Here is a 25,678-nt window from a genome sequence, read left to right on the forward strand (position 1 = left end):
GCCTCTTCATGAGTGCCTTTTTCAGCGCACTGCCACTGAGCGTGCAGACCTTCGGCTTGTTGGTCTTGTCCAACCTGTTCATGACTTTTGCGTGGTACGGCCACCTCAAGCATCAAGCCAGCAAGCCTTGGCTGGTGGCGGCCTTGGTGAGCTGGGGCATCGCGCTGTTTGAATACCTGTTGCAGGTGCCTGCCAATCGCATTGGCTACACCGGAGGCTACAGCTTGGCCCAGCTCAAGATCGCCCAAGAAGTCATCACGCTGGCCGTCTTCGTGCCCTTTGCGGTCTTCTACATGGGGCAACCCTTGAAGTTGGACTACCTGTGGGCTGGCCTGTGCTTGATCGGCGCGGTGTACTTCATCTTTAGGGCCTGAAGGCGAGGGCCTGTTGACGCTCAAGCAACATTGTTTGGGCTTGGATCTTGACCATCCCGGCCTTCGGCTTTGTGGCGGGGCTGTGCTACTGGCTCAGCACGGTGCTGTTCTCAGCTCAACCTCTCCATGCTGGGGTCAAGCGCCGTTGCCGCTGCCGCAGCAGCCGCCTTCTCCTGCTGCCATTCAAAAAACTTCTGGCCGCCGAAGGCAATGCTGCCCATCAGCGCCCCCGCACCCAGGAACAAGGCCACGACGACGCCTATCACCGGGCCCCAGCCAGTGCTTTGAGGGGCCTGGCCCGCACCAAAGCGCTGGGCCCAGCGCTCGTCGTTGGTCAGGCCGATGAAGATTGCGCTGAACATGGCCACGGAGATCATGGCACCGAAGATGGGGATCAAGAGCCAAGAAACGGTGTCGTCCTGGCCCAGGTTACGCATCCGGATCACTCCGGCCAAGCCGATCAAGGTAGGCAGCGGATGCAACCAAGCGAAGGGGTCTTTGAGCCCGTGCAGATAGAAGCGGTGTGCGCCCAAGGTGCCCCCCAGCACGGCCAGCCAGGTCGCCAAGGTCTTGGATTTTGCGGTCGTGCTCATACAGCATCCTTTGCAGCTTCGCTGTCGCCCAGGCCCAGCGGGCGCTGCATCAGCACCACATCGCGCCAAGCGTCGAACTTCCAGCCAGCGCTCTTCAGCACACCTGCATCTTCAAAACCCAGGCGGCGATGCACGCCCACCGAGCCCAAGTTGGCGCTGTCGCCAATGACCGCCACCATCTGGCGCGCACCGGCCGCTGTGCAGCGCGCAATCAGTTCTGCCAACAGCAAGGTGCCTACACCTTGGCCCTTGGCATCCGGGCCCAGGTAAATCGAGTCCTCCACGCAGAAACGGTAGGCCAAACGGGGCCGGAAGTGGTTGGCATAGGCATAGCCCAGCACGACGCCCGCACGTTCGGCCACCAGCCAGGGCAGGCCTTTGCTCAGCACGTCGCCTCTGCGGCGGGCCATCTCGGCCTCATCGGGTGGCTCCAGCTCAAAGGTGCCGGTGCCATGCAGTACGTTGTCGGCATAGATGGCGGTGATGGCGGCAAGGTCGGCATCGGTGCTCGGGCGGATCAACAAGGCTGTTTCGGACATGTGCGCTAGGTGGTGTGCAAACAACCGTCTATAATCTCATGTTTCGGCCACGGTCACTGAGGGCAGGGGCGTCTTTCAATAGACAAGGCACCCATCCACCCACAGCGGCGTATCTACGGGGCTGGATCATGCCGGTTTGCTTGTGTGGCGGCCGGTTTCAGGCTGGCTGACCTTGCGGTGTCTCCTTGGTTCAGCGGTCGAATCCATGATTTCAAGGACGACAAAATGGTCGTGATTCGTTTGGCTCGTGGCGGCTCCAAGAAGCGCCCTTTCTACAACATCGTTGTGGCTGACTCCCGTGAGCGCCGCGATGGCCGCTTCATCGAGCGCCTGGGTTTCTACAACCCCATGGCCAAAGAAGGCGTTGAAGGCCTGCGCGTAGCCCAAGACCGCGTGACCCACTGGGGCGGCGTTGGCGCTCAACTCTCTGACACCGTCAAGCGTTTGGTCGGTGAAGCCAAGGCCAAGGCTGCTGCCTGATGGTCTTTAAGGCCATGGTCGGTGCGCGGTTTCAAGAGGACTCCTTCTTGTGACAGACGCTCTCGCATGGCCGGATGACGCGGTCGAAGTCGGTCGCATCATCGACGCCTGGGGCATCAAAGGCGGGTTCAAGGTGCAAGCCTTTTCCGCCGATCCTCAGGCCCTTTTTTCCTCGCGGCGTTGGTTTCTGCAGCCAGCCCTGCCTCAGGCCAACAAGCCTGCCTTGGTGGCCAAGCCGGCCAAGGCGATGTTGCCTCTGCCCCCGCTGTTGAAGATCACCACTGCGCGCGAGCAGGGCGATGTGATTGTGGCCACTGCCCAAGAAATTCCTGACCGCAACGCGGCAGAGAGCCTGAAGGGCGTGCGGGTGTTCATCTCCCGCCAAAGCTTTCCCACGGCCAGTGCCGATGAGTTTTATTGGGTCGACCTGATCGGCCTGAGCGTGCTCAATCGCGAGGGCGAATTGCTGGGTGAAGTCATTGACCTGCTGGATACCGGCCCGCACAGCGTGCTGCGCATCCGCAAGCCTGATGCGACGCCTGACGCCAAGCCCGACGATGCCGAGCGCCTGATCCCCTTTGTGGCTGCCTTTGTGGACAAGGTCGAGATGGAGCACAAGCGCATCACCGTCGACTGGGGTCTGGATTACTGAGCGCTGCCGTCCTTGGCCGCGCGCACGCCCTGGAGGGTGCCATGCGCTTTGACGTGATCACACTCTTCCCTGAGTTGTTTGCCCCCTTCATGACCGTGGGTGTGACCCGGCGTGCCTTTGAGTCGGGGCAAGTCGATGTGCGCATGTGGCCGCTGCGAGATTTCGCCAGCGACAACTACCGCCGTGTCGACGACCGCCCCTATGGCGGCGGCCCAGGCATGGTCATGCTGGCCGAGCCTTTGCTCAAAGCCCTGGGCGCGGTGCGCTCTTCGCGCGCGGAGGCGGGTGCCACATCAGGCCCCGTCATTCACTTCAGCCCAACCGGCCAGCCCATCAATCAAGCCCTGCTTCGCGAACTGGCCCAAGGGCCTGGTGCGACCTTGCTGTGCGGCCGCTATGAGGGCATTGATCAGCGCGTCTTGGACCGCGAGGTCGACCTGGAGCTGAGCCTGGGTGACTTTGTACTGTCAGGCGGTGAGTTGCCCGCGCTGGCTTTGCTGGATGGCATTGCCCGATTGCAGACAGGCGTGCTCAGCGACGCTCGCTCACACGAGCAAGACAGCTTCGAAGACGGGCTGCTCGACTGCCCGCATTACAGCCGTCCTGAAGTGCTGCCTTTGCCCGAAGGTGAGCAGCCGGTGCCGCCGGTGCTGTTGTCTGGCCACCATGCCGACATCGCCCGCTGGCGCCGCGAGCGCTCGCTGAGCCTCACAGCCCAGCGCCGGCCTGATCTGATTGCCTCAGCCCGGGCGGCTGGGCGGCTTTCAAAAGCCGATGAGCGCTATTTGGCGACTCTCGCGCTATAATCATCAGCTTTTCGATCCTCTGCCGGGCAGAGTGAGGTCTTTGAGACCATCGCTCATCCATTTCAAACCCGCGTCGGCACGATCTTTTTGGAGAACCCTGTGGACCTGATCCAAACCCTTGAGCAAGAAGAAATTGCTCGCCTGAACAAGACCATTCCGGCATTCGCTCCTGGCGACACCGTGATCGTCAGCGTCAACGTCGTTGAAGGCACCCGTAAGCGTGTGCAGGCCTATGAAGGCGTCGTGATTGCCAAGCGCAACCGCGGCCTGAACAGCAGCTTCATCGTGCGCAAGATCTCTAGCGGCGAAGGCGTGGAGCGTACGTTCCAGCTGTACAGCCCGCTGATCTCGTCGATCGAAGTCAAGCGTCGCGGCGATGTCCGTCGCGCCAAGCTGTACTACCTGCGTCAGCGTTCGGGCAAGTCGGCTCGAATCAAAGAAAAGCTGGCCTGATCCAGGCCGCTGGCATCTCCTCAGAGCTGCCGGTTTTTCTGACAAAGCCGCTTCATCTCACGGTGAAGCGGCTTTGTTGCGTTTATCCTGCCCATCATGACCACTGTTCCTGTCGGCCGAGGCATTCCCGGCTTTGACCCCGAAAAAACACCCGTGGTTCGGCGGGATGGGCATCTCCCGCCACTGGCTGCACCTGCATTGCAGGTAGGCTGGGTGCGTCAGCGTCTGCTGGCGGCGGCGCAGTGGCAGCCGGTGATTCAAGGTGATGCGGCTCGGCTGGATATCAAGCCCGATCGCCCACCCGCGCAGGCGGCGGTGCTGCTGCCCTTGGTGGTCCGCGAAGGGCAGATCAGCAGCGTGGTGCTGACGCGGCGCACCGCGCATCTCAAGCACCATGCCGGGCAGATCAGCTTCCCCGGAGGCAAGCGAGAGCCCCATGACGACTCACCCCAGGCCACCGCACTGCGTGAAGCCGAGGAAGAAGTGGGCCTCTTGCCGCATCAGGCTGAGGTGCTGGGCAGCATGCCCGCCTACAAAACGGTGACGGGTTTCGTCATCACCCCCGTGGTGGCTCTGCTGCCGCCTGAGCTGCCTTGGCGGCCTGACCCTGGCGAGGTGGCAGACGTTTTTGAAGTGCCGCTCAGCCACCTGATGAACCCGGCGCACCACCAATGGCATGAGCATGAATGGCAGGGCCACAAGCGTCAGTACCTCTCCATGCCTTGGCACGATGCGGCAGCCCAGCGCTACTTCATTTGGGGCGCCACGGCGTCCATGCTGCGCAACTTCTATCACCTGCTCGGCGACGCCCAGCCCGCCTGAAAATGTGGCCTCTTTGCGCCAATGCCCCGCAGCCTGCAAGCGCGGGATGAAGACAACACGATTCCCTCGTTATCATCCGGGGCGATGAGCTTCTTTGCCGTACTTTTTGCGCTGATGTTGGAGCAGGTGAAACCCCTGCCGCGCGACAATTGGGTGCACGACTCCCTGACGGCATGGGTGCGATGGACAGGGCGCAACTTTGATGCAGGCCAGCCGCATCACGCGCGCATCGTCTGGGCCGTCACGGCGCTGGTGCCAGCGCTGATCGCTTGGGCCATTCACTTCGCACTCTCAGAGTACGTCAGCTTCTTCTTGACGCTGGCCTTTGATGTGGCGGTGCTCTACTTGACCCTGGGCTTTCGCCAGTTCAGCCATTACTTCACCGACATTCGCGACGCCCTTGAGCGTGGCGATGAAGACCAAGCCCGCAGCCTGTTGGCCGAATGGCGCCACCTGGATACCTCGGAGCTGCCACGCACCGAACTGCTGCGCCATGTCATCGAGCACTCGCTGCTGGCGGCGCACCGCCATGTGTTTGGCGTGTTCTTCTGGTTTGTGGTGTTGTCCGGCTTAGGCCTGGGGCCGGCAGGTGCGGTGCTCTACCGCATGGCCGAGTTCGGCAGCCGCTACTGGGCCTTTAAGAGCCTGAGTCTGGGTGTCGCCGTCAATGAAGGCTTGCGCGATCTGTCCCAAAAGGCCTTCGCCCTGATCGACCACATTCCCTCGCGTCTGACCGCATTCGGCTTTGCCGTGGTGGGCAATTTTGAAGAGGCCGTGGCTGGCTGGCGGCGCGACGCCGAGCTGTGGAAGCATGCCAATGAAGGCATCATCCTGGCCGCCGCCGCTGGCGCGGTAGGGGTGCAGCTTGGGGGCGCCAGTGCGCCGGGCGTCACGCCCGATCGCTCCAAGTCCTTCACGGTCGGCGTCGATGCCGCTGAGGGCGAAGCCACCGGCTCCACGCCGGGCCTGCCGCCGCAGTTGGCCCATCTGGGCGCGGTGGTGGGCTTGGTCTGGCGCTCCGTGGTCTTGTGGATGCTGCTGCTGGCCTTGCTGACCTTGGCCAACTTGCTGGGTTGATTCAACCCTTGCGCTGCCTCGCTTCCAGCTCTTCCCACAAGCCTTCATAGAGGCGCACTCGGGACGGGCTGATCTCGCCGCGCTGGGCTGCCGCACGCACACCACAGCCTGGCTCATGCCGATGGGTACAGTTGTAGAAGCGGCAATCGCCCAAATGCGCTCGAAAGTCCGGCATCAACTCGGGCAGTTGCTGGGGCGAAATGTGCATCAGCCCAAACTCTTGAAAACCCGGTGAATCGATCAAGGCGGCGCGAGCGCCGTCTTGGCCTTGCGGCGTGTCGCTGCCGCTGAGGCCATCCAGCCAAAACCAAGTCGAGGTGGTGGTGGTGTGCTTGCCCGAGTTCAAGGCTTGAGAAATCTCCCCCACCTGGGCTGCGGCGGCGGGCACCATCAGGTTGATCAAGGTGCTCTTGCCCATGCCGCTGGCACCCAGGATCAAGGTGGTGCGGCCGGCCAAGCAGGGGCCGAGCAAGGCCCGTGCGCCGTCCAAGTCGCGTTTGAGCGAGGTTTCCAGCACCGTCAGGCCCATGGCTTTGTAGGGCAACAGTCGCTCGCGGGCTGCGTCTGCAATGGGCAGGTCGGCCTTGTTCAGCAGCAGGGTGGTGGGAATGCGGGCGTCTTCGGCGGCGATCAAAGCGCGGGTCAGTTGCGCCTCGCTGAACATGGGCTCGCCCGCCACCATGAACAAAAGATGGTCCAGGTTGGCGGCAAAGGACTTGGTGCGCCATTCATCTTGGCGCATCAGCAGGTTGCGACGCGGCTCGACGGCCTCCACCACCGCCTCGTCGCCCGCCACCGCCCAGCGCACGCGGTCGCCCACCACACAGGCGCTTTTCTTGCCGCGCGGGTGGGCCATCAAGCGCTGGCCTTCAGGGGTTTCAATCACCGCGTGGCGGCCGTGTGCGCCCACCACCAAGGCCACTTGCAAATGCGCGTGCTTGTTCATGCCGCCAGCCCGGGCGCCGCAGGGCGGCTGGCGCCGAGTGCGGCCAAGGCGGCCAAGCGCTCTGACGCGGCAGGGTGCGAGTAATAGAAGCGCACGTAGAGCGGGTCCGGTGTCAAGGTGTTGGCATTGTCTTCATAGAGCTTGAGCAGTGCTTGGCTCAAGGCCTGGCCATCGGCATGTTGGCTGGCATAGGCGTCGGCCTCAAACTCGGCTTTGCGCGAGCGCAGCGCCATCAGCGGTGAGATGAAAAACATGAAGGGCGGCAGCACCATGCCAAACAAAATCAAGGCCAAAGCATGCGAGGGCGAGCCGATATTGGGGCTCACGCCCAGGCCTGTGTAGAAACCCATTTGGCCGCTCAGCCAGCCCAGCAAGGCCAAGCCGGCCAGGCTCACGCCCAGCATGGTGAAGAGGTTGTGCAGCACGTGCTTGTGGTGAAAGTGGCCCAGCTCATGGGCCAGCACGGCCTCCACCTCGGTGGGCTGCAAGCGCGCCAGCAAGGTGTCGTAAAACACCACGCGCTTGCTGCGGCCCAGGCCCGTGAAATAGGCGTTGCCGTGGGCGGATCGGCGGCTGCCGTCCATCACAAAAAAGCCCTGGGCCTTAAAGCCGCAGCGTTGCATCAAGGCTTGGACCCGGCTGGTCAATGCGGGGTCTTCGAGTGGCGCAAAGCGGTTGAACAAGGGCGCGATCAGCGTGGGATAGATCAGTTGCATCAACAAGATGAAACCCGCCCACAAGCCCCAGGCCCACAGCCACCACAGGCTGCCCGCAGCGTTCATCAGCCACAGCACCGCGCTCAACAGCGGTACGCCAATCACGATGCCCACCACGCTGCCCTTGAGCATGTCCACCACAAACAACTTCAAGGTCATGCGGTTAAAGCCAAAGCGCTGCTCAATGCGGAACACCTGCCAGAGCGAAAAGGGCAGATCCAGCGCCCCACCGATCAGGCTGAACAGGCCGAACAAGGCCAGTTGATAGGCCATCTCACCCCAGGCCGGCTGCACCAGGCCATACACCCAGGTGTTCAATGCGTCCAAGCCACCCAGCAGCGTCCAGCCCAGCAGCACGGCGGCACCAAAGGCCTCGGTCAAGAGGCCAAACTGGCTGCGCACCACGGTGTAGTCCGCCGCCTTTTGGTGGGCCGGTAGGCTGATTTGCCCCGCAAAGGCGGGCGGCACGCTGCTACGGTGGGCATGCACATGCCGCATTTGGCGCGAGGCCAGCCAGAATTTGGTGGCCAATGAGGCCAGCACAGCGGCACAAAAGGCCCAGGTCACGATCATGGAAGACATGGGCTCAAGTGTAGTTGTTGGAGAATGGCCGGATCACAGAGACGCGAGAGAACCCATGAGCACCACCGCCCCGATACTGGCCAAGAGCGAACACAACCTGATTTGGATTGACTTGGAGATGACCGGCTTGAAGCCCGAGTCAGACCGCATCATCGAGATTGCGGTGGTGGTGACAGACCCGCATCTCACCGTTCGGGTCGAAGGGCCGGTGTTCGCCATTCACCAAACCGACGCCGTGCTCGACGCCATGGACAACTGGAACAAAGGCACGCACGGCAAGAGCGGCCTGATCGACCGGGTTAAAGCCTCAGAGGTGACCGAGGCCGATGCCGAGGCCAGCGTGATCGAGTTCTTGGCTGAGTACGTGCCCAAGGGCAAGAGCCCCATGTGTGGCAACACGATTTGCCAAGACCGCCGCTTCTTGGCCAACTATATGCGCGGTCTGGAAGCCTACTTCCACTATCGCAACCTCGATGTCAGCACGCTCAAAGAGCTGGCCAAGCGCTGGAAGCCTGTCGCCACCGAAGGTTTCAAGAAGGCCCAGGCCCACACGGCCTTGGCGGACATCAACGAGTCCATTGACGAGCTGATCCACTACCGAACGCACTTCCTCAATGTCTGATGCCTGCGGTGGCCCAGCGGCGAGAATGGCTTTTTGACTTTGGTGCTCATCATGCCCTTGCCTGCTTGGCTGAAGTGCGGCTCTGAATACAACAACGAAGCTGGCGCAATGCAGCTCAAGACCGAGTTTGTGACAATGCCTAAGGGCAGACAGGCCAATATGACCCCACGCATTCCCTCCGCCTATCCTCTGTTGTGCTGTCTAGGCTTGGCCTGGGGCTTGGTGGGCTGCCAAACCAGCGCCCCCAACGGCACAGCGCCTACAGGCCAAGACAAAGTGGCGCAAATTGCCACCACACCGTTGAGCGATCTGAATGTGGTGAAGGTGGAGATCCCGGTCGTGCTGCAAGACGCAGTGCGTGCGCCCTATGCCATCCAGGCCGCTTTGTCCTGTGAAGGCCTGGCCGCTGAGATCAACGCGCTGAATGAGGCGCTGGGGCCAGATCTGGATGTGCCCCACAGCCCACAAAACCCCAGCGCGCTGGAGCGTGGTGTTGGTGCGGTGGGCAACGCCGCCACGGGCGCCGTGAAGGGCGCGGTGGAAGGCGCCATTCCCTTCCGGGGCTGGCTGCGCAAGCTCAGTGGGGCAGAGCGCCAATCCGCCAAGGTGGCGGCCGCCATTGCCGCTGGCGCGGTGCGTCGCGGCTTCCTAAAGGGCCAGGGGCAGGTGCTCGGCTGCAAGCCCCCGGCGGCACCGCTTTAAACGCCGAGCAGTTCCACTTCAAACACCAGAGTTGCATCGGGCGGAATCACGCCACCGGCGCCGCGCGAGCCATAACCCAGGTGAGCCGGGATGACCAGCACGCGGGTGCCGCCCACCTTCATGCCTTGAACGCCCTCGTCCCAGCCGCGGATCACCATGCCGGCGCCGAGGTCGAACTCAAAGGGGCGGTTGCGGTCTTTGCTGGAGTCGAACTTGCGGCCACGCTGTTGCGGGGCGGCTTCATCGAATAACCAGCCGGTGTAGTGCACGGTCACCGAGTGGCCTTCGCGGGCCACGGCGCCGGAGCCTTCCACCACATCGGTCATCTGCAGTTGGGGCCGCTCGGGCGTGGGCAGCAACTCCACCTCAAACACCAGCGTGGCGTTGGGCGGGATCACACCACCAGCGCCTTGGGCGCCATAGGCCAGCTCGGGCGAGATGGTCAGCACGCGCGTGCCGCCCACCTTCATGCCTTGCACACCTTCGTCCCAGCCGGGGATGACCATGCCAGCGCCGAGATCAAACTCGAAGGGCTCGCCGTGGTCTTTGCTGGAGTCAAACTTGCTGCCGCGCTGGCCGGGGGCGGCGGCATCATGCAGCCAGCCGGTGTAATGGACGGTGACGGTCTGGCCCGCTTGGGCGGTGGGGCCGCTGCCGACGACCACGTCGTCGATCTGCAGGCCCGTGCTGGGGGTGCTCATGAGGAGTCCTGTTCAGGTGGGGGATGAGGGTCGAAAGCCCGGCATCATGCCACCGACCGAACCAGGCGCTCAGTCTTCCTTGTGATTCAAACGAATATTGGCTTCGCGCAAGCCCATGCCAATGCCGACCAACAGCTCTGAGATCAAAGACTTACGCCCTTTGTCCAAGTCGTTGATCCACAGGCTGACCTCCAGGGTGACGCAGTTTTCTTTGAGGCCGGTGATCAACACACTCTTGGGCTGGTTGTTCAGTACTCGAGGGTGGATGTCCAGCACACCCAAGATGATGCTGCGCGCCTGATTGAAGTTCTCAATGCTGGCCAGCTCCAGATTGAACGACACCCGAAAGTCTGGGTTACTCAGCGTGTGGTTCTGCAAAGTCCCGCGCGTGATGCTGGAGTTGGGGATCAGGCTTTCGGTGCCGTCGCCGTCGCGGATGACGATGGACTGGCGGTTCAAGTCGATGACCCGCCCCGTCACCTTGTCGATGGTGATGAAGTCCCCCAGCTTGATGGTGCGTTCCATCAAGATGTTGAGGCCGCTGAAGAAGTTCATCACCACTTGCTGCAGGCCAAAACCCAAGCCAATGCCCAGCGCGCTGGCAAAGGCGGCCAAGGTGCCCCCTTCAATGCCCGATTGGGTCAACACCCCGATGGTGGTGCCCACAAACAGCAAGGTGCCGAAGATGCGGCTCAAGAACAGGGCGTCGTTGTGATGCAGGCTCTTTCGCTCGGCATAGCGGTTGAGCCACAGCTCCAGCAAGCGCGCCAACTGGGCGGCTAAGGTGAAAGCAATCGCCGCCATCAAAATACCTTCGACGATGTTCTTGCCCTTGAACACCTGGTCGCCAACCGAAAAGTGGATGGCTTCGATGAGCCCAACCATGGGTGAATAGAGGCCCAAAAAGGACAACACCACCGAGGCAATCAAGAACCACTCGATGCACCAGAGTGAGAACTTCAGCAGGTCGTGGGGCTGCATCAACATGCGGAACACCCAGCTGCCGGTCTTGATGGCGCACAACACCAAGCCCCCGTTGGCCAGACCCAGCAGCACCGGGGCAGCAGCCTGCTGACCCAACAGGCTGCTGGCTATCCAGGTTTCGACCCACAGGGTCGCGGTCACCAGATACCACCCCGCCAAATGCCGCACAAAGGACGACTCTACGCGGCTGACTCCGGCCATGGCCAGACGTTTGGCCCGATAGGCCCGAATCAGCGCAATGCCGCCCGCCAGCGTGGCCAAGCCCACGGCAAGTTGCACCCCGAAGCTCAGGCCCGACAAGCTGGCCCAGGCCCCAAAAAAAGCAGAGCGCAAAAAGCCCTGACCGTCCCAATGAGGGGCGAAAGCAAAGAACGCGTTGAAGTCAAACATCGATCAATCACCGTCTCGGGCTGCTGGGCAAAGTGTGCGGCGCACACGCTTCAGCATTGTCACCGTCGAACATAAAGATTGGCCCAAGCGCTGACGGCCCAGGCCAGCCAATCCGCCAAGGAGTTGGCCGTGGATGCGCTAGGCTGTGGCGGCAGCCCCAAGGCTGCTGCCGCGCTGTGCAAGGCGGCCAAAGGATCAGAGAGGTCCAATTCGGCCGCACCGTTCTGCTTGGAGAGCTTATGCCCGTCAGCTGCCAGCACCAAGGGCGTATGCAAGTATTGGGGCGTCGGCATGCCTAAGCACTGCTGCAAGCCGATCTGCCGCGCGGTGTTGTCGGCCAAGTCTTCTCCACGGACGATGTGGGTGATGCCTTGCGCCGCATCGTCCACCACCACCGCCAATTGATAGGCCCACAGCCCATCGGCCCGCTTCAGCACAAAGTCACCCACGGCGGTGCTGACACATTGGTGTTGGGCCCCAAGCCGACGGTCGTGCCAGTACAGCGGCGTGCTCAGTGTCGGGTGCAGGTCGGTACGCAGCCGCCAAGCGCGGGGCTGGCCACCCTGCAAGCCCTGGCGGCAGGTGCCCGGATAGACTCGCTCGCCATGCCGCTGATGTTCAAGCCCCTGGGCGGCCAAGGCTCGGGCTATGTCCTGCCTGCTGCAACTGCAAGGGTAGGCCAGGCCGGATTGCACCAACTGCGCCAGGGCCTGCGCGTAGGCCTCGTGCCTGGTGGATTGCCACAGCGGCGGCTCATCAGGGAGCAGGCCACAGCGGGCCAACTGCTGCAAGATGTGCTCGGCGGCCCCCGGCACGCAGCGGGGCGTGTCCACGTCTTCAATGCGCACCAGCCATTGCCCACCCTGAGCGCGGGCGTCTAGCCAACTGGCCAGGGCCGCCACCAGCGAGCCCTTATGCAGCGGGCCGGTGGGCGAGGGTGCAAATCGACCCCGCGGCCTCATCAATCCACGTCCGTGTGCAAGCCTTGCATGCCGCTGGCGCGTTGCAGCAGCGAGCGCCGCGTGGCGGGGCTTTGCAGCTGGCCTAGCCACCATTGCAGGGCCAGGCCTTGCGGGGCCTTGCGCGGCGCACTCACCGAGGCCGTGCGCCAGGCATAGCCCAGCTTGGCATTGCGGCGCGGCCGCTGCACAGATTGCACCACCAGGCGCCCGGCGCGCACCAGGTCGCATACCAAGGGCTCGGGCAAAAAGCCGCAACCCAGGCCCCGCAGCTGCGCTTCAATCTTGGCCTGCATGGTGGGCACGGTCAGCACGTCTTGGCCGGGCAGCAGGTTCACCGTCATGGGGGACAAGCGCTGGGCCGAGTCCGCTACGGCCACGGCCCGGTGGTGCACGATGTCGGCATCACTCAAGGGGCCGGGCAGGGCGGCCAGTGGGTGGTGCGGCGCCATCGCAAAGACAAAGTTCAGCTCGCCCAAGGGTTGGCACTCAATGCCGGTGGTGGGGGCGGTTTCAAAGGGCACGCCCACCGCCAAGTCGGCTTGGCCCGAGATCAAGGCCTCCCAGGTACCGGCCAGCACCTCGGTGCGCAGGCGCAGGCGGGTGCCCGGGCCGCTGGCTTCATGGCCGGGCGGGCGCAGGCCGTAAAAGGCTTCGCACAGCTCCAGCACGGTGGGGCGGTTGATCACGCCATCGATGGCGATGGTCAGTTGCGCCTCCCAGCCCGTGGAGACGCGGCGCACCCGGTTGGCCACGGCGTCCATCTCTGCCAGCAAGCGGCGGCCTTCGCTGACCAACTCTTCCCCAGCTGCCGTCAGCTTGGCTTGGCGTGAGCGGCGGTCAAACAGCAGCACGTCCAGCGCGTCCTCCAATTGGCGCACGCTGTAGGTCAGGGCCGAAGGCACCTTGCCCAGCTCTCGGGCGGCGGCGGCAAAACTGCCAGTCCGCGCGATGGTGTCCATCATGGTCAGGGCGTCGGGGGTCAGGGCGTTGCGTTGGTCCACAGGCGGGTCTCAAGTGCAGGGATGCTTCATGTTATTTGAATTAAGGCTTCAACAGGCTCCGCCCCTGCGCCTGGGGCTTGCTTCTACATTGGCTGCATCACTCTCTTGGAAATGCGAGCTTCACACCATGATCACCCTGCGCCGCTCTGAAGACCGAGGTTTGGCCGACCATGGCTGGCTGCACAGCCAGCACAGTTTCTCGTTTGCTGAGTACTACGACCCCGCCCACATGGGCGTGGGCAACCTGCGGGTCATCAATGAAGACCGCATCGCCCCGGGCACTGGCTTTGGCACCCATGGTCACCGCGACATGGAGATCGTCAGCGTGGTGCTGTCGGGCGAGCTGGCCCACAAAGACAGCATGGGCAACGGCACCGTCATCCGCCCTGATGAGGTGCAACGCATGACGGCCGGCACGGGCGTTCGCCACAGCGAGTTCAATCACAGCCAAAGCGGCCATACCCACTTCTTGCAGATTTGGCTGTTGCCCCGCGCTGAAGGTCTGACGCCGGGCTACGAACAAAAGGCCTTTGACCCGGCCACCCAGCGTGGCCGCCTGCAAGTGGTGGCCCAGCCCGGCGGGGCCGACGGCGCCATCGACCTGAACGCAGATGCCCGCCTGAGCCTGGGCCGTTTTGACGGCGACGAGACGGCCATCCAGCCCTTGGACCCCGCACGCCTGAGCTATGTGTTCTTGGTGCGAGGCCAGTTAGAGGTCAACGGCCACCGCTTGTTGGCGGGCGACGCTGCCACCCTAGAAAGCGAGACGCAGCTGCGCCTGAGCCAAGGGCAGGCTGCTGAGGTGCTGGTGTTTGATCTGGCGCACTGAGGCGGGTGGCTGGCTGAAGCCGCTACAGTCCCAGGCATGACACTGAGTTTTCACGTTCTGAGCGCCTTGCCCTTGTTGGACTGGCTGGCCTTGGCTGGCTTTTTCGCGGGTTGGGGCGGTTATGTCTGGTTTGCACGGCGTCGCGCGGCCACCCATCCGTCCATCTTGGTGGCCACCAACCGCGAGCGCCACCTCTGGATGTGGCGCGCCACCTTTCGCGACAACCGAGTGCTCGACGGCGTGGTGGTGCAGAACCTCTCCACCAGCCCGTCCTTTTTTGCCTCGACCTCCATCCTGATCTTGGGGGGCTTGCTGGCCGCGTTGGCCTCCGGGGACAAGACCGTCACCCTGGTGCAAGACCTGCCCTTTGCGGCCCGCACCACGGCCTTGGTGTTTGAGCTCAAGCTGGTGCTGCTGACCGGCATTTTTGTGTTTGCCTTTTTCCGCTTCACCTGGAGCATGCGCCAGTACACCTTTGGCGCGCTGTTACTGGGTGCAGCGCCTCAACATTCTGAAGCCTGGGACGATGCCACTCGGCAAGCCTTTGCCGACCGGGCGGGCGGCGTGATGGGCCTGGCGGCAGAAACCTTCAATGACGGCTTGCGTGCCTGCTACATGTCCTTCGCCGCCATCGCTTGGTTCTTCTCGCCTTGGGCTTGTATGGTCGCCACCGCGTCTGTGGTGTGGATTCTTTATCGTCGTGAGTTCCATTCCGATGTTTTAAGCCTGCTGGAGCAGCGTCCAGGCGCTGCCGAGACCCCACCTTGAATGTTCGGGACACATGTCACGAACAGGGCCTTTTAGGCCGCCAATTCAAATTTCATTCTCAAGTCAGTAGCGGCCCCGCCGAAGTCCCGTACGACGGACCGGGTAAAAGGGCCGTGGCGACCCCATAAGGTTTTGCCGCAGCGTCGATCTCCGGTCTAGAGCCTCCATCCATGTTGGATGGGGCACATCAGATTCTCGGAGCTTCGCGCATGGCGACCATCATTACCAGCCTGACCACTGCCCAAATCGCGGCCCTCTCCACGGCCACGATTGCACGCCTCACTACCGAGGACTGGGCGGCGTTCACGACAGCGCAGATTGCCGCGCTGACCACCTCCCAGGTGGCTGCCATCCCCGCGCAAAACATCGCCGTCCTGTCGACCACACAGATCGCGGCCATGGAGACCGCCGACCTGCGCGCCATCACGACGGCTGGCATTGCGGCCCTGACCACGGCGCAGCTCAATGCCTTGGACAGCACGCAGATGGCGGCGTTTAACAACACCCAGGTCAGCAAGTTCACCACCGCGCAACTGTCGGCGCTGACCACGGACAGCCTCAATGCCATGAGCACCGCGCAGTTCGCCGTGCTCAGCTCAGCCCAGGCTGCTGCGCTCACAACGGCCCAAGTGGCCGCGCTAGAGACGGCCGACGTCGCTGCACTGCAAGTCACCACCTTGCGGGCGATGAGCAGTGCCTCCATCGCTGCGCTGTCCACCGCCAGCGTGCAGGCCTTGACCACCGCGCAGGTGTCCAACCTGACCACCGCACAGATTGCGGGCCTGACCACCGCCCAAGTCAATGCGCTGGAGACGGCGGACGTGCGCGCCCTCAGCACTGGCGCCTTGCTGGCCATGGGCACAGGGCAGGTCGCTGCGCTGTCCTCCGCAGCCGTGGCAGCGCTGACAGTGCCCCAGACCCAAGCCTTGTCCTCGGCCCAAGCCGCCGCGCTGACCACCGACCAAATGGGCGCACTCAGCACGGCCCAGCTCAACGCCCTCAAGACCTCGGCCATTGCCGCGCTGTCCACCGCGCAACTGGCGGCCCTGGACAGCGCCCAGATCGCGGGCCTGACCACCGCCCAGATCAATGCCTTGAGCACCGCCCAAATGGCGGGCCTGACCACGGAAGACCTGCAAGCCCTGACCACGGCCCAGTTCGCCTCGCTCACCAACACCAAAGCGGCGGCCTTGACCACCGCGCAAATGGCCGCCCTGGAAACGGCCGATCTGCGGGCCATGACCACCCGCGCACTGTCAGGCCTGAACACCGCACAACTCAATGCCCTGACCACTGATGGTGTCAGCGCCTTGACCACGGCTCAAGTGCAAGGTTTGAGCACGGCGCAAGTGGCCGGTTTGGACAGCACAAGACTGAATGCCCTGAGTACCGCTCAGGTGGCCGCCTTGACCACGGCCCAAGCTGCGGCCTTGGGCTCGGCCCAGACCTCCACCTTGGAGACAGCGTCGATTGCCGCCTTGGGCACGGCCGCACTGCGCGCGATCAGCACAGAAGCGCTGACCGCCATGGGCACTGCGGGCATTGCTGCGCTGCGTACCGGCCAAGTCGCTGCATTGACGACGGCCCAAGTAGCCGCGCTCGACACCGATGAAGTGGCTGCACTCAGCACCGCCCAGGCTGCCGCCTTGACCACGGCACAACTGCGTGGCATGACCACCGCCCAGCTGGCCGCGATGGAGACCGCCGACCTGCAAGCCCTCTCGACGGCGCAGTTTGCCAACCTCACCACCGCCCAAGTGGCGGCGCTGACCACTGGCCAGATGGCCGCCCTGGAAACCACCGACCTGCGCGCCCTGACCACCGGCCAAGTGCGGGCCTTGTCGACCGACCAGCTCAATGCCCTGGGCAGCACCCAAGTGGCCGCATTGACGGCCACGCAAGTGGTGGCGCTCGGCACCGACCAAATTGCCGGCCTGACCACAGAGACTTTGAATGCACTGAGCACCGCTCAGTTTGCGTCGCTCACGGCCGCTCAAGCTGCCGCCTTGACCACAGCGCAGATCGCCGCACTGGAGACCGCTGATGTCGCCGCGATGAGCAATCTGGCGCTGCGCGCCATGAGTGGCCCCCAGTTCGCGGCGCTGACCACCGACGCCATCAGCGCACTGACCACCGGCCAATGGTCCATGCTGACCACGGTACAGGCCGCAGCGCTCACCACCGACCAAGTCGTGGGCTTGCAAACCGCCGACCTCGCCGCTCTGAACACGGCCAACGTTGCGGTGCTGCAAACCGGTACCTTGGCGGCTCTGGGTACGGCACAGATCGCCGCCCTCAGCACGGCCCAAGCTGCCGCTTTGGGCACCGCCCAAGTTGCCGCGCTGACCACCACCCAGATCCAGGCCATTGAGACCCTGGACTTGCGGGCACTGTCCAGCAGCCAGTTGCGTGCCTTGACCACGGACCAAGTCCCTGCGCTGACCACCGGCCAGACGGCCGCCATCGGTACGGCGCAGCTGATGACCCTGCGCACCGAGCAAGTGGCCGCGCTCACCACCGACCAAATTCGTGCCCTGACCACAGTTCAGGCCACAGCGCTGACCACCGCCCAAGTGGCCGCCTTGTCCAGTGACCAAGTCGCTGCGCTGGAAACCGCTGATCTGGCGGCCCTGAGCACGGGTCAACTGGGTGCACTGAACACCGCGCAGCTCAATGCCCTGAGCACGGCCCAGTTTGCGGCCATGACCAACACCCAGGTCGCGGGTCTGACCACCGACCAGATGGCCGGCATGGTCACCGATGACCTGAACGCCCTCGGCACCGCACACTTTTCTGCTTTGCGGGGCGCCCAAGCGGCCGCCCTGACCACAGAGCAAGTGGCGGCGCTGGAGACAGCTGACCTGGCCGCACTCAGCACCGCCGCTGTGCGTGCCATGAGCACCGCGCAGATCGCTGCGCTGACCACGGCCCAAGTGGCCGCGCTCACCGCCGCGCAGTCCGCAGCGATGACCACCGAGCAATTGGCGGCGCTGTCCAGCACCCAAGTCAGTGGTTTGGAAACCGCTGATCTGGCCGCATTGGGGACCGCTGCGATTCGCGCTTTGACCACGGCCGCCGTGGCCGAGTTGACCACCACGCAGTTGGTGGCGTTGTCGACGACCCAGTTTGCCGCCATGACGACCGACCAAGTCGCGGCCCTGACCACGACCCAAATGGCCGCCATGGAAACGGCCGACCTGCGCGCCCTGGGCAGCGCTGCCTTGCGCGCCCTCAGCACAGCCCAGGTGGGCGCCTTGGACAGCGCGCAGATTGCGGCCCTGGCCACCAACCAAGTCAATGTGCTCAACACCGAGCAAGTGGCCGGTTTGAGCACCGCGCAGATCCAAGCCCTCAGCACCACCCAAATGGGCGTGCTGACCAGCGCTCAACTGCAAGCCTTGGGCACCGAGCAAGTGGCGGCACTGGAAACCGCCGACCTGCGCGCGCTCAGCACCGCCCAATTGGCCAACCTCAGCACCGAGCAGGTCAACGCGCTGACCACCGCCCAGGCCGCTGCCCTGGGCACCGCACAAATCGCCTCGCTCAGCTCTGACCAAGTGGCGGCCATGGGGACCGATGCCTTGGTGGCCCTGACCACGGCCCAATACGAAGCCATGACGGGTGCGCAAATGGCGGCGCTCGCCACCGACCAAGTGGCTGCGCTGGAGACGGCCGATGTGGCCGCCCTGCGCACCAGCGCGCTGCGCGCCATGGGCACCGAGCAAATTGCAGCGCTGTCGACTGCTGCGGTGGCCGCGCTGACCACGGCCCAGATCGCTCAGCTCACCACCGCCCAAGTGGCCGCCCTGACCAGCGAGCAAATGCCTGCGCTGGAGACGGCTGACCTGGTCAACCTGTCCTCGGCGCAGTTGGTGCAGCTCAGCTCGGTGCAGCTCAACGCTTTAGGCACCACCCAAGTGGCGGCCCTGACCAACGGCCAGATTGCGGCCCTGACCACCGGCCAAATCTCCACCCTGTCTACCGACAATCTTGCCGCGCTGACGACTGCGCAAGTTGCCGCGCTGACAGCCACCCAAATTGCCGCGCTGACCCCAGACCAATTGCTGGCCCTGGGTGGCGTGTCCATCGCCTCGTTGGGCACAGCGGGCATTCGTTCGCTGGGCACAGCCTCGATTGCGGCGCTGACAACGGCTGATCTGGCGTCGCTGACGACCGCCCAAGCCGCCGTTCTGACGTCTACCCAAACCGCCGTCCTATCGAGCGAACAAATTCCGGGCCTGACCACGGCCAATCTGGCCGCCTTGACCACGGCCGCTGTGGCGGCCTTGGCTACCGACACGGTGGCCGCTTTGTCCACTGCGCAAACCGTGGCCTTGACCACCGCGCAAGCGGTAGCCCTGACGACCGCACAAATCGCCGCGCTGACCACCGACCAAGTGGCCGCTCTGGAAACCGCTGACCTGCGTGTGTTGAGCAGCGCCCAACTGCGTGCGCTCGACTCTGACCAGATCGGCGCCCTGACCGTCACCCAAGCGGCCGCTATCACCACGGCTCAGCTGGCCAGCTTGGCCACCGAGCAAGTGGCGGCGCTGAGCACGGGCAATGTGGTGGCGCTGACCACCGCCCAAGTCGCCGGCCTGACCACGGCCCAAGTGGCCGCCCTGACCACCGACCAAGTGGCCGTGATCGAAAGCGCTGACCTGCGCAGCCTGGGCACGCCCGCACTGCGCGCACTCTCGACCGAGCAGCTCAATGCGCTGCTGTCCGACCAGATCGCCGCGCTGACCACGACCCAAGTCGCTGCACTGAACACCCAGCAGATCGCCGGCTGGGCCACCGACAAGCTCAACGCCCTGACCACCGCCCAAGTGGCCGCGCTGACCACCGCCCAAGCCGCTGCACTGACCACGGCCCAGGTGGCAGCCCTTGAAACAGCGGATGTGGCCGCCTTGACCACGTCCGCGCTGCGCAACTTCAGCACCGAGCAGTTTGCGGCGCTGACCACCGACGCGATTGCAGCCCTGACCGTGGGCCAGGCCGCCAGCATCAACACCACCCATGCCGCCGCACTGACCAGCGACCAAGTGGCCGGCCTGCAAACCGCCGACTTGGCCGCCATGGGCGTGGGCTCGGTGGCTGCCATCAGCACCAACACTCTGGCTGCGCTGAGCAGCGCCCAGATTGCCGGCCTAACTGGCGCCCAAGTGGCCGGCTTGACCACGGCTCAAGTCGCCTCGCTGACGACCGACCAGATCCAAGCCATCGAGACGGCCGATCTGCGCTTGCTGGGCACGGCCGCTGTGGCCGCGCTGACCACTGGCCAAGTGGAAGCCTTGACCACCACCCAAATGGTGGCCCTGACCACGCAACAATTGCGTGCACTGACCACCGCCCAGATTGCCGCCCTGGAAACCGACGATCTGCAGGCCTTGAGCACGGCGCAGGTGATGGCACTGGGCACCGAGCAGATCGCCGCCTTGACCACCGACCAAGCGGCCGCGCTGGAGACGGCTGACTTGGCCACGCTGACCAACGCCCAGTTGCAAGCGCTGTCGACGGCACAGCTCAATGCGCTGTCCACCGACCAAATGGCCGCCCTACGCGCACCGCAAATCGCTGCGCTGACCACGGCTCAAGTGGCGGGCCTGTCTACCGACAACCTGAACGCTTTAGGCACCGCCCAATTCGCGGCGCTGACCACCGGCCAGGCTGCCGCCCTGAGCACCGCCCAAGTGGCCGCGCTGGAGACGGCCGATGTGGCGGCGCTGTCCACCAACGCCGTGCGCAGCCTCACCACCGAAGCGGTAGCTGCCTTGACCACCGACGCGCTGGCCGCTCTGACGACGGGCCAAGCCGGTGCATTGAGCAGCGGCCAAGCCGCCGCCCTGACCAGCGACCAAGTCGTGGGCCTGGGCACCGCGCAAGTGGCCGCCTTGAGTGTGACCTCACTGGCTGCCATCACCACCAACACCCTGGCCGCGATGGAAACCCAGCAAGTGGCCGCTCTGACCGGCACACAAGCCGCCGGCCTGACCACCGCGCAAGTGGCCGCCTTGACCACCGACCAAATTCAAGCCATCGAGACGGCGGACCTGCGTCAGCTGGGCTCGGCCGCTGTCCGTGCCTTGACCACCGACCAAGTCGCTGCGCTCACCGTCACTCAAGCCGCTGCACTGGGCACGGCCCAAGTCGTGGCCCTGAGCACCGAGCAAGCCGCGGCGCTGGAAACCGACGACCTGCGTGCCCTGACCACCGCGCAGTTCATGGCCATGAGCACGGCGCAACTGGCGGCCTTGACCACAGACCAAGTCGCGGCTATCGAAACCACCGACCTGCGGGCACTGAGCACCGTGCAGATCGCTGCGCTGCAAACCGCGCAGATCAATGCGCTGGGCACTGAGCAGATGGTGGCCCTGACCAACCTCCAAGTCGCTGCCCTGACCACGGCGCAGATCGCCGGGCTGAGCACCGACCAGCTCAACGCCTTGACCACGGCGCAAATGGCGGTGTTGACCGGTGCTCAAGCGGCTGCGCTGAGCACCACCCAAGTGGCGGCCATGGAAGCCGCAGACGTGGCCGCCCTGGGCTCTGCCGCGATCCGTGGCTTGACCACCGAAGCCGTTGCCGCACTCACCACCGACCAGATCACCGCGCTGCGTGCCGCGCAAGTGGCCCAACTGACGGCGGGCCAAGCCGCCGCGCTGACCAGCGAGCAGATCACCGGCCTGGAGACGGCCGATGTGGCCTCGCTGACCACCGCTGCGCTGGCCGCCATCGTCACCGAAACTCTGGCGGCCATGGGCACCGACCAGATTGCCGCGTTGTCGGCCGCCCAAGCCACGGGCTTGACCACGGCCCAAGTGGCCGCGCTGACCAGCGACCAGATCCAAGCCATTGAAACGGCCGACCTGCGCATGCTGACCAGCACCCAGGTCCAAGCCCTGACCACGGCCCAGGTCGAAGCCTTGACCACGGCGCAAGTGGCCGCCCTGAACAGCGCCCAGATCAACAAGTTCAGCACCGAGCAGATGGCAGCGATCGAAACGGCCGATATCGCCGCGCTGACCACGGCCCACATCCTGGCCCTGTCCACCGCCCAAGTGGCCGCCCTGACCAGCGACCAAGTGGCGGCTTTGGAGACCACCGACCTTCGCGCGTTGAGTGCCACTCAACTGGCCGTGCTGGGCACCGAGCAGCTCAACGCCTTGGGCACCGCCCAAATGGCTGCGCTGACCAACACCCAAGTGGCCGCGCTCACCACCACGCAAATGGCTGGCCTGAGCACTGACAACCTGAACGCTCTGAGCACCGTGCAGTTCGGCCTGCTCAGCTCGGCCCAGATTGCCGCGCTCAGCACCGACCAGGTGGCGGCGCTGAGCACCGACGATGTGGCTGCGATCAGCGTCAACGGCCTGCGTGGCCTGAGCACCGAGCAGATGGCTGCGCTCAGCACCGATGCCATCGTGGCCTTGACCACCGTGCAGGCGGCAGCATTGACCACCGCCCAAGCGGCCGCGCTGACCACCGACCAGATGCCAGCGCTGGAGACGGCCGACCTGCGCGCCCTGGGTACCGCCCAAGTAGCGGCGCTGGGCTCCGAGCAGCTCAACGCCTTGTCCAGCGCCCAGATGGCCGCGTTCTCGAACAGCCAGGTCGTGGCCATGACCACGGCCCAGATCGCTGCGCTGACCACCGACGCGCTGAACGCCCTGAGCACAGGCCAGATGGCCTCGCTCACCGCCACTCAAGGCGCTGCACTGACCACCGACCAAGCCGCTGCGCTGGAGACTGCGGACGTGGCCGCCTTGGCCGTCAACACCTTGAAGGCCTTGGGCACGGCCCAAGTGGCTGCCCTGTCGACCGACGCGATTGCCGCACTCACCACCGCTCAGGCCGCTGGTCTGACCACGGCGCAAGTGGCGGCACTCAGCACCGACCAAATGCCCTCGCTGGAGACCGCTGACCTGCGCGCCATGAGCACGGCCCAGATCCGCGCCCTGGCGACCGACCAGCTCAACGCCCTGGGCACCGCCCAGGTGGCCGCCTTGAGCACGGCGCAGGTGGCCAGCCTGAGCACCGCCCAAGTGGCTGCGCTGAGCACCGACAACCTGAACGCACTGAGCACCGAGCAGATCCGTTCACTGACAGCCACCCATGCCGCTGCCCTGACCACGGAGCAAGTGGCCGCGATGGAAAGCGGTGACGTGGCCGCATTGACCACCGCTGCCGTACTGGCCTTGGGCACCGACCGGGTGGCCGCACTGTCCACCGATGCGCTGCAAGCCCTCAGCACGGCCCAAGTCTCCGTCCTGAGCTCGGCCCAAATTTCCGCGCTGACGACCGACCAAGTGCCTGCGCTGGAGACGGCAGACCTGCGTGCCATCGGCACGGCCGCTTTGCGCGCCCTGTCGACCGACCAACTGAACGCTCTGGGCACAGCCCAACTCAATGCCATGACCACGGCGCAAGTGGCGGCACTGAGCACGGCTCAGATGGCAGGGCTGACCACCGACAAGCTCAATGCCTTGAGCACCGCTCAGTTCGCCGTGCTGACCACCGCCCAGGCGGCTGGCTTGAGCACCGAGCAGATTGCGGCCCTGGAGACGGCCGATCTGGCCGCCCTGAGCACCGCCGCCGTGCGGGCCTTGGGCACAGCGTCCATCGCCGCACTGACGACCGCTGAAGTGGCCGCCTTGACCACTGCCCATGCGGCCGCGTTGTCCAACACCCAAGCGGCGGCTCTGTCCAGCGACCAAGTCGCTGCCTTCGAAACCAATGACCTTGCACAGCTGACCACGGCCGCCATTGCCGCTCTGCAAACCGGGGCGCTGGCGGGCCTCAGCTCCACCCAAGTGGCGGCCTTGACCTCCACCCAAGTCGCCTCGCTGACCACGGCGGGTGTGGCCGCCCTCAGCACCGACCAGATTCGCGCCATTGAAACGGCCGACCTGCGCGGCATGGGCACGGCGCAAATCGCCGCACTGAGCACCGATCAAGTGGCCGCCCTGACGGCCAACCAAGCAGCGGCGCTGGCCACCCAGCAACTGCGCGCCTTCTCTACGGAGCAGCTGGTGGCTCTGAGCACGGCCGATGTGCAAGCCCTGACCACTGCGCAAGTCGTGTCCCTGAGCACTACCCATGTGGCGGCGCTGAGCACCGACCAAGTGGCCGCGCTGGAGACTGCCGACCTGCTGGCCCTGACAGCCACACAGTTGCAGAGCCTGACATCGACCCAGCTCAACGCCCTGGGCTCGGCGCAGATTGCTGCACTCAGCACCACACAAGTGGCCTCGCTCTCGACGGCGCAAGTGGCTGCCCTGGAAACCAACCAGATCAACGCCTTGACCACGGCTCAGTTTGCGGCCCTGACCACCGGCCAAGCCATGGCCCTGACCACCACGCAACTGGCTGCGCTGGAGACTGCTGACTTGGCGGCCCTGGGCACGCTGCCGCTGCGCGCGCTGAGCACCGCCCAGTTGGCCGCGCTGACGACCGACGAAATGGCGGCCCTGGGCACCGCCCAAGTGGCCGCGCTGACGACCACCCAAGTGGCTGCGCTGAGCACCGACCAACTGGTGGCCTTGACCAGCACCCAGGTGGCCGCACTGACCACTGCCCAGGCCGTGGCTTTGACCACTGCGCAGATCGCCGGCTTTGACACCGCTGACATGGCTGCCTTCGGTGCCGCCAATGTGAAGGCCCTGACCACGGCCCAAGTGGCTGCGCTGACCAGCACAGCCGTGGGCGCCCTGAGCACGGCCCAGGTGGCTGCCTTGACCACCGCGCAAGTGGCGGCCTTGTCGACCGAGCAAGTGGCCGCGCTGGAAACCGCCGACATGGCCGCTCTGGGTACGCTGAACCTGCGTGCGCTGAGCTCCGAGGCCGTTGCGGCCTTGTCCACCGCCCAAGTGGACGCCCTGGGCACGGCTCAGTTCGCCGCGATGAGCACGGCTCAAATTGCGGCACTGACCTCCGACCACATGGCCACGATCAGCACCGCTGACTTGGCAGCCTTGGGCGCGGCCTCCATCCGCGCCATTGGCACCGAGGCCTTCAGCGCCCTGGGCACCGATGACATCCAGTCGCTCAGCACCTTGCAAGTGGCCGCACTGACCACGGCGCAGATCGCGGGCCTGACCACCACCCAAGTGGCGGCCATGGAGACAGCCGACCTGCGCGCCCTGGGCACCGCCAGCATGGCGGCCTTGACGACAGACCAAGTCGTGGCGCTGACCACCCAGCAAGTGGCCAGCCTCAGCACCACGTCGCTGAGGGCACTCAGCACGGCCCAGATTGCGGCCCTGGCCACTGACGACGTGCAAGCCCTGCAAGGCGGCCAGGTGGCCAACCTCAGCACCGCCCAAGTTGCTGCGCTGACCACTGACCAGTTCCAAGCCCTGCAAACCGCCCAGATTGCGGCCCTGAGCACCGCCCAGGCCCGCGCCCTGACGACGGATCAGATCGTGGCCTTGACCACCGATCAGATCGCTGGTTTGGAGACGGCCGACATTGCCGCGATGAGCACGTCCCAAATTGCGGCCTTCGAAGCCGCCGATGTGGCCGCCATGAACTCGGCCCAGTTGGACGCCTACTTCCTGGCTACCCCCATCGTCTTGGACCTGGACGGCAACGGCATCCAAACCCTGTCGGCCGCCAACGGCGTCAACTTCGACGTGATGGCCACCGGCACCGCCCGCCAAACCGGCTGGGTGGGCGCC

The 25,678-nt window shown here is 64.8% G+C and carries 20 protein-coding genes and 1 pseudogene; 12 read left to right on the forward strand and 9 right to left on the reverse strand.

Translation table 11 applies throughout. The features are described from left to right. Positions 1–8 precede the first annotated feature (8 nt). A complete protein-coding gene (locus tag ACIQ3Q_RS09815) occupies positions 9–374 on the forward strand; it encodes a DMT family protein (RefSeq protein WP_396268894.1) in 366 nt (121 codons plus the stop codon). 110 nt (positions 375–484) lie between these two features. On the opposite strand, the gene ACIQ3Q_RS09820 is transcribed toward ACIQ3Q_RS09815, so the two are convergent. Further along, on the reverse strand, positions 485–967 hold the full coding sequence (locus ACIQ3Q_RS09820) for an NINE protein (RefSeq protein WP_396268895.1): 483 nt from the start codon (positions 965–967) through the stop codon (positions 485–487). After that, positions 964–1,506, reverse strand: a complete 543-nt coding sequence (locus ACIQ3Q_RS09825; RefSeq protein WP_396268896.1) for a GNAT family N-acetyltransferase — start codon at positions 1,504–1,506, stop codon at positions 964–966. The genes ACIQ3Q_RS09820 and ACIQ3Q_RS09825 overlap by 4 nt, the downstream gene beginning before the upstream one ends. 225 nt (positions 1,507–1,731) lie before the next feature. Here ACIQ3Q_RS09825 and rpsP point away from each other — a divergent pair, with 225 nt between their 5' ends. From rpsP to ACIQ3Q_RS09855, 6 genes are all read left to right on the forward strand, one after another. Then, positions 1,732–1,986 (forward strand): 30S ribosomal protein S16, encoded by a 255-nt coding sequence (gene rpsP, locus ACIQ3Q_RS09830; protein WP_396268897.1) that lies wholly within the window; start codon positions 1,732–1,734, stop codon positions 1,984–1,986. Between the two features lie 49 nt (positions 1,987–2,035). Further along, positions 2,036–2,638: a ribosome maturation factor RimM gene (gene rimM, locus ACIQ3Q_RS09835; protein ID WP_396268898.1), complete on the forward strand. Its 603-nt coding sequence runs from the start codon at positions 2,036–2,038 to the stop codon at positions 2,636–2,638. A gap of 41 nt (positions 2,639–2,679) precedes the next feature. Beyond that, positions 2,680–3,444: a tRNA (guanosine(37)-N1)-methyltransferase TrmD gene (gene trmD, locus ACIQ3Q_RS09840; RefSeq protein ID WP_396268899.1), complete on the forward strand. Its 765-nt coding sequence runs from the start codon at positions 2,680–2,682 to the stop codon at positions 3,442–3,444. 99 nt (positions 3,445–3,543) lie between these two features. After that, positions 3,544–3,897, forward strand: coding sequence for a 50S ribosomal protein L19 (rplS, locus tag ACIQ3Q_RS09845; protein WP_157267671.1), 354 nt, complete (start codon positions 3,544–3,546; stop codon positions 3,895–3,897). Between the two features lie 96 nt (positions 3,898–3,993). Continuing rightward, on the forward strand, positions 3,994–4,719 hold the full coding sequence (locus tag ACIQ3Q_RS09850) for a CoA pyrophosphatase (RefSeq protein ID WP_396268900.1): 726 nt from the start codon (positions 3,994–3,996) through the stop codon (positions 4,717–4,719). Between the two features lie 84 nt (positions 4,720–4,803). Next, positions 4,804–5,796, forward strand: coding sequence for a CobD/CbiB family protein (locus tag ACIQ3Q_RS09855; RefSeq protein ID WP_396268901.1), 993 nt, complete (start codon positions 4,804–4,806; stop codon positions 5,794–5,796). Position 5,797: 1 nt separating this feature from the next. On the opposite strand, the gene rsgA is transcribed toward ACIQ3Q_RS09855, so the two are convergent. Beyond that, positions 5,798–6,742: a ribosome small subunit-dependent GTPase A gene (gene rsgA, locus ACIQ3Q_RS09860; protein WP_396268902.1), complete on the reverse strand. Its 945-nt coding sequence runs from the start codon at positions 6,740–6,742 to the stop codon at positions 5,798–5,800. Beyond that, positions 6,739–8,040, reverse strand: a complete 1,302-nt coding sequence (locus ACIQ3Q_RS09865) for a M48 family metallopeptidase (RefSeq protein WP_396268903.1) — start codon at positions 8,038–8,040, stop codon at positions 6,739–6,741. Before ACIQ3Q_RS09865 ends, rsgA begins: the two co-directional genes overlap by 4 nt. 55 nt (positions 8,041–8,095) lie before the next feature. On the opposite strand from ACIQ3Q_RS09865, the gene orn reads away from it, so the two are divergent. Together orn and ACIQ3Q_RS09875 are read left to right on the forward strand one after the other, a co-directional pair. Then, positions 8,096–8,662: an oligoribonuclease gene (gene orn, locus ACIQ3Q_RS09870; RefSeq protein ID WP_396268904.1), complete on the forward strand. Its 567-nt coding sequence runs from the start codon at positions 8,096–8,098 to the stop codon at positions 8,660–8,662. Between the two features lie 51 nt (positions 8,663–8,713). Next, a complete protein-coding gene (locus tag ACIQ3Q_RS09875; protein WP_396268905.1) occupies positions 8,714–9,364 on the forward strand; it encodes a hypothetical protein in 651 nt (216 codons plus the stop codon). Here the strand turns inward: ACIQ3Q_RS09875 and ACIQ3Q_RS09880 are convergent. The 5 genes and pseudogenes from ACIQ3Q_RS09880 to ACIQ3Q_RS09900 all read right to left on the reverse strand — a co-directional run bounded on the left by ACIQ3Q_RS09880 (position 9,361) and on the right by ACIQ3Q_RS09900 (position 13,363). Continuing rightward, the gene (locus tag ACIQ3Q_RS09880) at positions 9,361–9,690 is read right to left on the reverse strand and encodes an FKBP-type peptidyl-prolyl cis-trans isomerase (RefSeq protein WP_396268912.1); all 330 of its coding nucleotides are present in this window, start codon (positions 9,688–9,690) and stop codon (positions 9,361–9,363) included. The genes ACIQ3Q_RS09875 and ACIQ3Q_RS09880 overlap by 4 nt on opposite strands. A 27-nt stretch (positions 9,691–9,717) precedes the next feature. Continuing rightward, positions 9,718–10,065: pseudogene (locus tag ACIQ3Q_RS09885) on the reverse strand (FKBP-type peptidyl-prolyl cis-trans isomerase); the annotation flags it as partial. Between the two features lie 69 nt (positions 10,066–10,134). Next, positions 10,135–11,439 (reverse strand): mechanosensitive ion channel family protein, encoded by a 1,305-nt coding sequence (locus ACIQ3Q_RS09890; RefSeq protein ID WP_396268906.1) that lies wholly within the window; start codon positions 11,437–11,439, stop codon positions 10,135–10,137. 59 nt (positions 11,440–11,498) lie between these two features. Beyond that, complete coding sequence (gene gluQRS / locus ACIQ3Q_RS09895; protein ID WP_396268907.1) at positions 11,499–12,401, reverse strand: tRNA glutamyl-Q(34) synthetase GluQRS; 903 nt, start codon at positions 12,399–12,401, stop codon at positions 11,499–11,501. Next, positions 12,401–13,363 carry a LysR family transcriptional regulator gene (locus ACIQ3Q_RS09900; RefSeq protein ID WP_396268913.1) on the reverse strand — a complete coding sequence of 321 codons (963 nt, stop codon included), beginning with the start codon at positions 13,361–13,363 and terminating at the stop codon, positions 12,401–12,403. The genes gluQRS and ACIQ3Q_RS09900 overlap by 1 nt, the downstream gene beginning before the upstream one ends. 166 nt (positions 13,364–13,529) lie before the next feature. Here ACIQ3Q_RS09900 and ACIQ3Q_RS09905 point away from each other — a divergent pair, with 166 nt between their 5' ends. The 3 genes from ACIQ3Q_RS09905 to ACIQ3Q_RS09915 form a co-directional block, all read left to right on the forward strand. Further along, complete coding sequence (locus ACIQ3Q_RS09905; protein WP_396268908.1) at positions 13,530–14,231, forward strand: pirin family protein; 702 nt, start codon at positions 13,530–13,532, stop codon at positions 14,229–14,231. A 36-nt stretch (positions 14,232–14,267) separates the two neighbouring features. Further along, positions 14,268–14,999 (forward strand): DUF599 domain-containing protein, encoded by a 732-nt coding sequence (locus ACIQ3Q_RS09910; protein WP_396268909.1) that lies wholly within the window; start codon positions 14,268–14,270, stop codon positions 14,997–14,999. Positions 15,000–15,208: 209 nt separating this feature from the next. Beyond that, positions 15,209–25,678 (forward strand): beta strand repeat-containing protein (locus tag ACIQ3Q_RS09915; RefSeq protein ID WP_396268910.1); only part of this gene is annotated, 10,470 nt, incomplete at its 3' end.

Source organism: Ideonella sp. (assembly GCF_044358605.1).
Taxonomy (GTDB): Bacteria; Pseudomonadota; Gammaproteobacteria; order Burkholderiales; family Burkholderiaceae_C; genus Ideonella.

Bases quoted from the DNA above. Each gene is read 5' to 3' on its own strand.
- ACIQ3Q_RS09820 (WP_396268895.1), bottom strand. From the start codon at position 967: ATGAGCACGACCGCAAAATCCAAGACCTTGGCGACCTGGCTGGCCGTG.
- rsgA (WP_396268902.1), bottom strand. From the start codon at position 6,742: ATGAACAAGCACGCGCATTTGCAAGTGGCCTTGGTGGTGGGCGCACAC.
- ACIQ3Q_RS09900 (WP_396268913.1), bottom strand. From the start codon at position 13,363: ATGATGGACACCATCGCGCGGACTGGCAGTTTTGCCGCCGCCGCCCGA.
- ACIQ3Q_RS09905 (WP_396268908.1), top strand. From the start codon at position 13,530: ATGATCACCCTGCGCCGCTCTGAAGACCGAGGTTTGGCCGACCATGGC.
- ACIQ3Q_RS09855 (WP_396268901.1), top strand. From the start codon at position 4,804: ATGAGCTTCTTTGCCGTACTTTTTGCGCTGATGTTGGAGCAGGTGAAA.
- rpsP (WP_396268897.1), top strand. From the start codon at position 1,732: ATGGTCGTGATTCGTTTGGCTCGTGGCGGCTCCAAGAAGCGCCCTTTC.
- ACIQ3Q_RS09865 (WP_396268903.1), bottom strand. From the start codon at position 8,040: ATGTCTTCCATGATCGTGACCTGGGCCTTTTGTGCCGCTGTGCTGGCC.
- trmD (WP_396268899.1), top strand. From the start codon at position 2,680: ATGCGCTTTGACGTGATCACACTCTTCCCTGAGTTGTTTGCCCCCTTC.
- ACIQ3Q_RS09815 (WP_396268894.1), top strand. From the start codon at position 9: ATGAGTGCCTTTTTCAGCGCACTGCCACTGAGCGTGCAGACCTTCGGC.
- ACIQ3Q_RS09825 (WP_396268896.1), bottom strand. From the start codon at position 1,506: ATGTCCGAAACAGCCTTGTTGATCCGCCCGAGCACCGATGCCGACCTT.
- gluQRS (WP_396268907.1), bottom strand. From the start codon at position 12,401: ATGAGGCCGCGGGGTCGATTTGCACCCTCGCCCACCGGCCCGCTGCAT.
- orn (WP_396268904.1), top strand. From the start codon at position 8,096: ATGAGCACCACCGCCCCGATACTGGCCAAGAGCGAACACAACCTGATT.
- ACIQ3Q_RS09890 (WP_396268906.1), bottom strand. From the start codon at position 11,439: ATGTTTGACTTCAACGCGTTCTTTGCTTTCGCCCCTCATTGGGACGGT.
- ACIQ3Q_RS09910 (WP_396268909.1), top strand. From the start codon at position 14,268: ATGACACTGAGTTTTCACGTTCTGAGCGCCTTGCCCTTGTTGGACTGG.
- ACIQ3Q_RS09880 (WP_396268912.1), bottom strand. From the start codon at position 9,690: ATGACCGATGTGGTGGAAGGCTCCGGCGCCGTGGCCCGCGAAGGCCAC.
- ACIQ3Q_RS09875 (WP_396268905.1), top strand. From the start codon at position 8,714: ATGCCCTTGCCTGCTTGGCTGAAGTGCGGCTCTGAATACAACAACGAA.
- ACIQ3Q_RS09850 (WP_396268900.1), top strand. From the start codon at position 3,994: ATGACCACTGTTCCTGTCGGCCGAGGCATTCCCGGCTTTGACCCCGAA.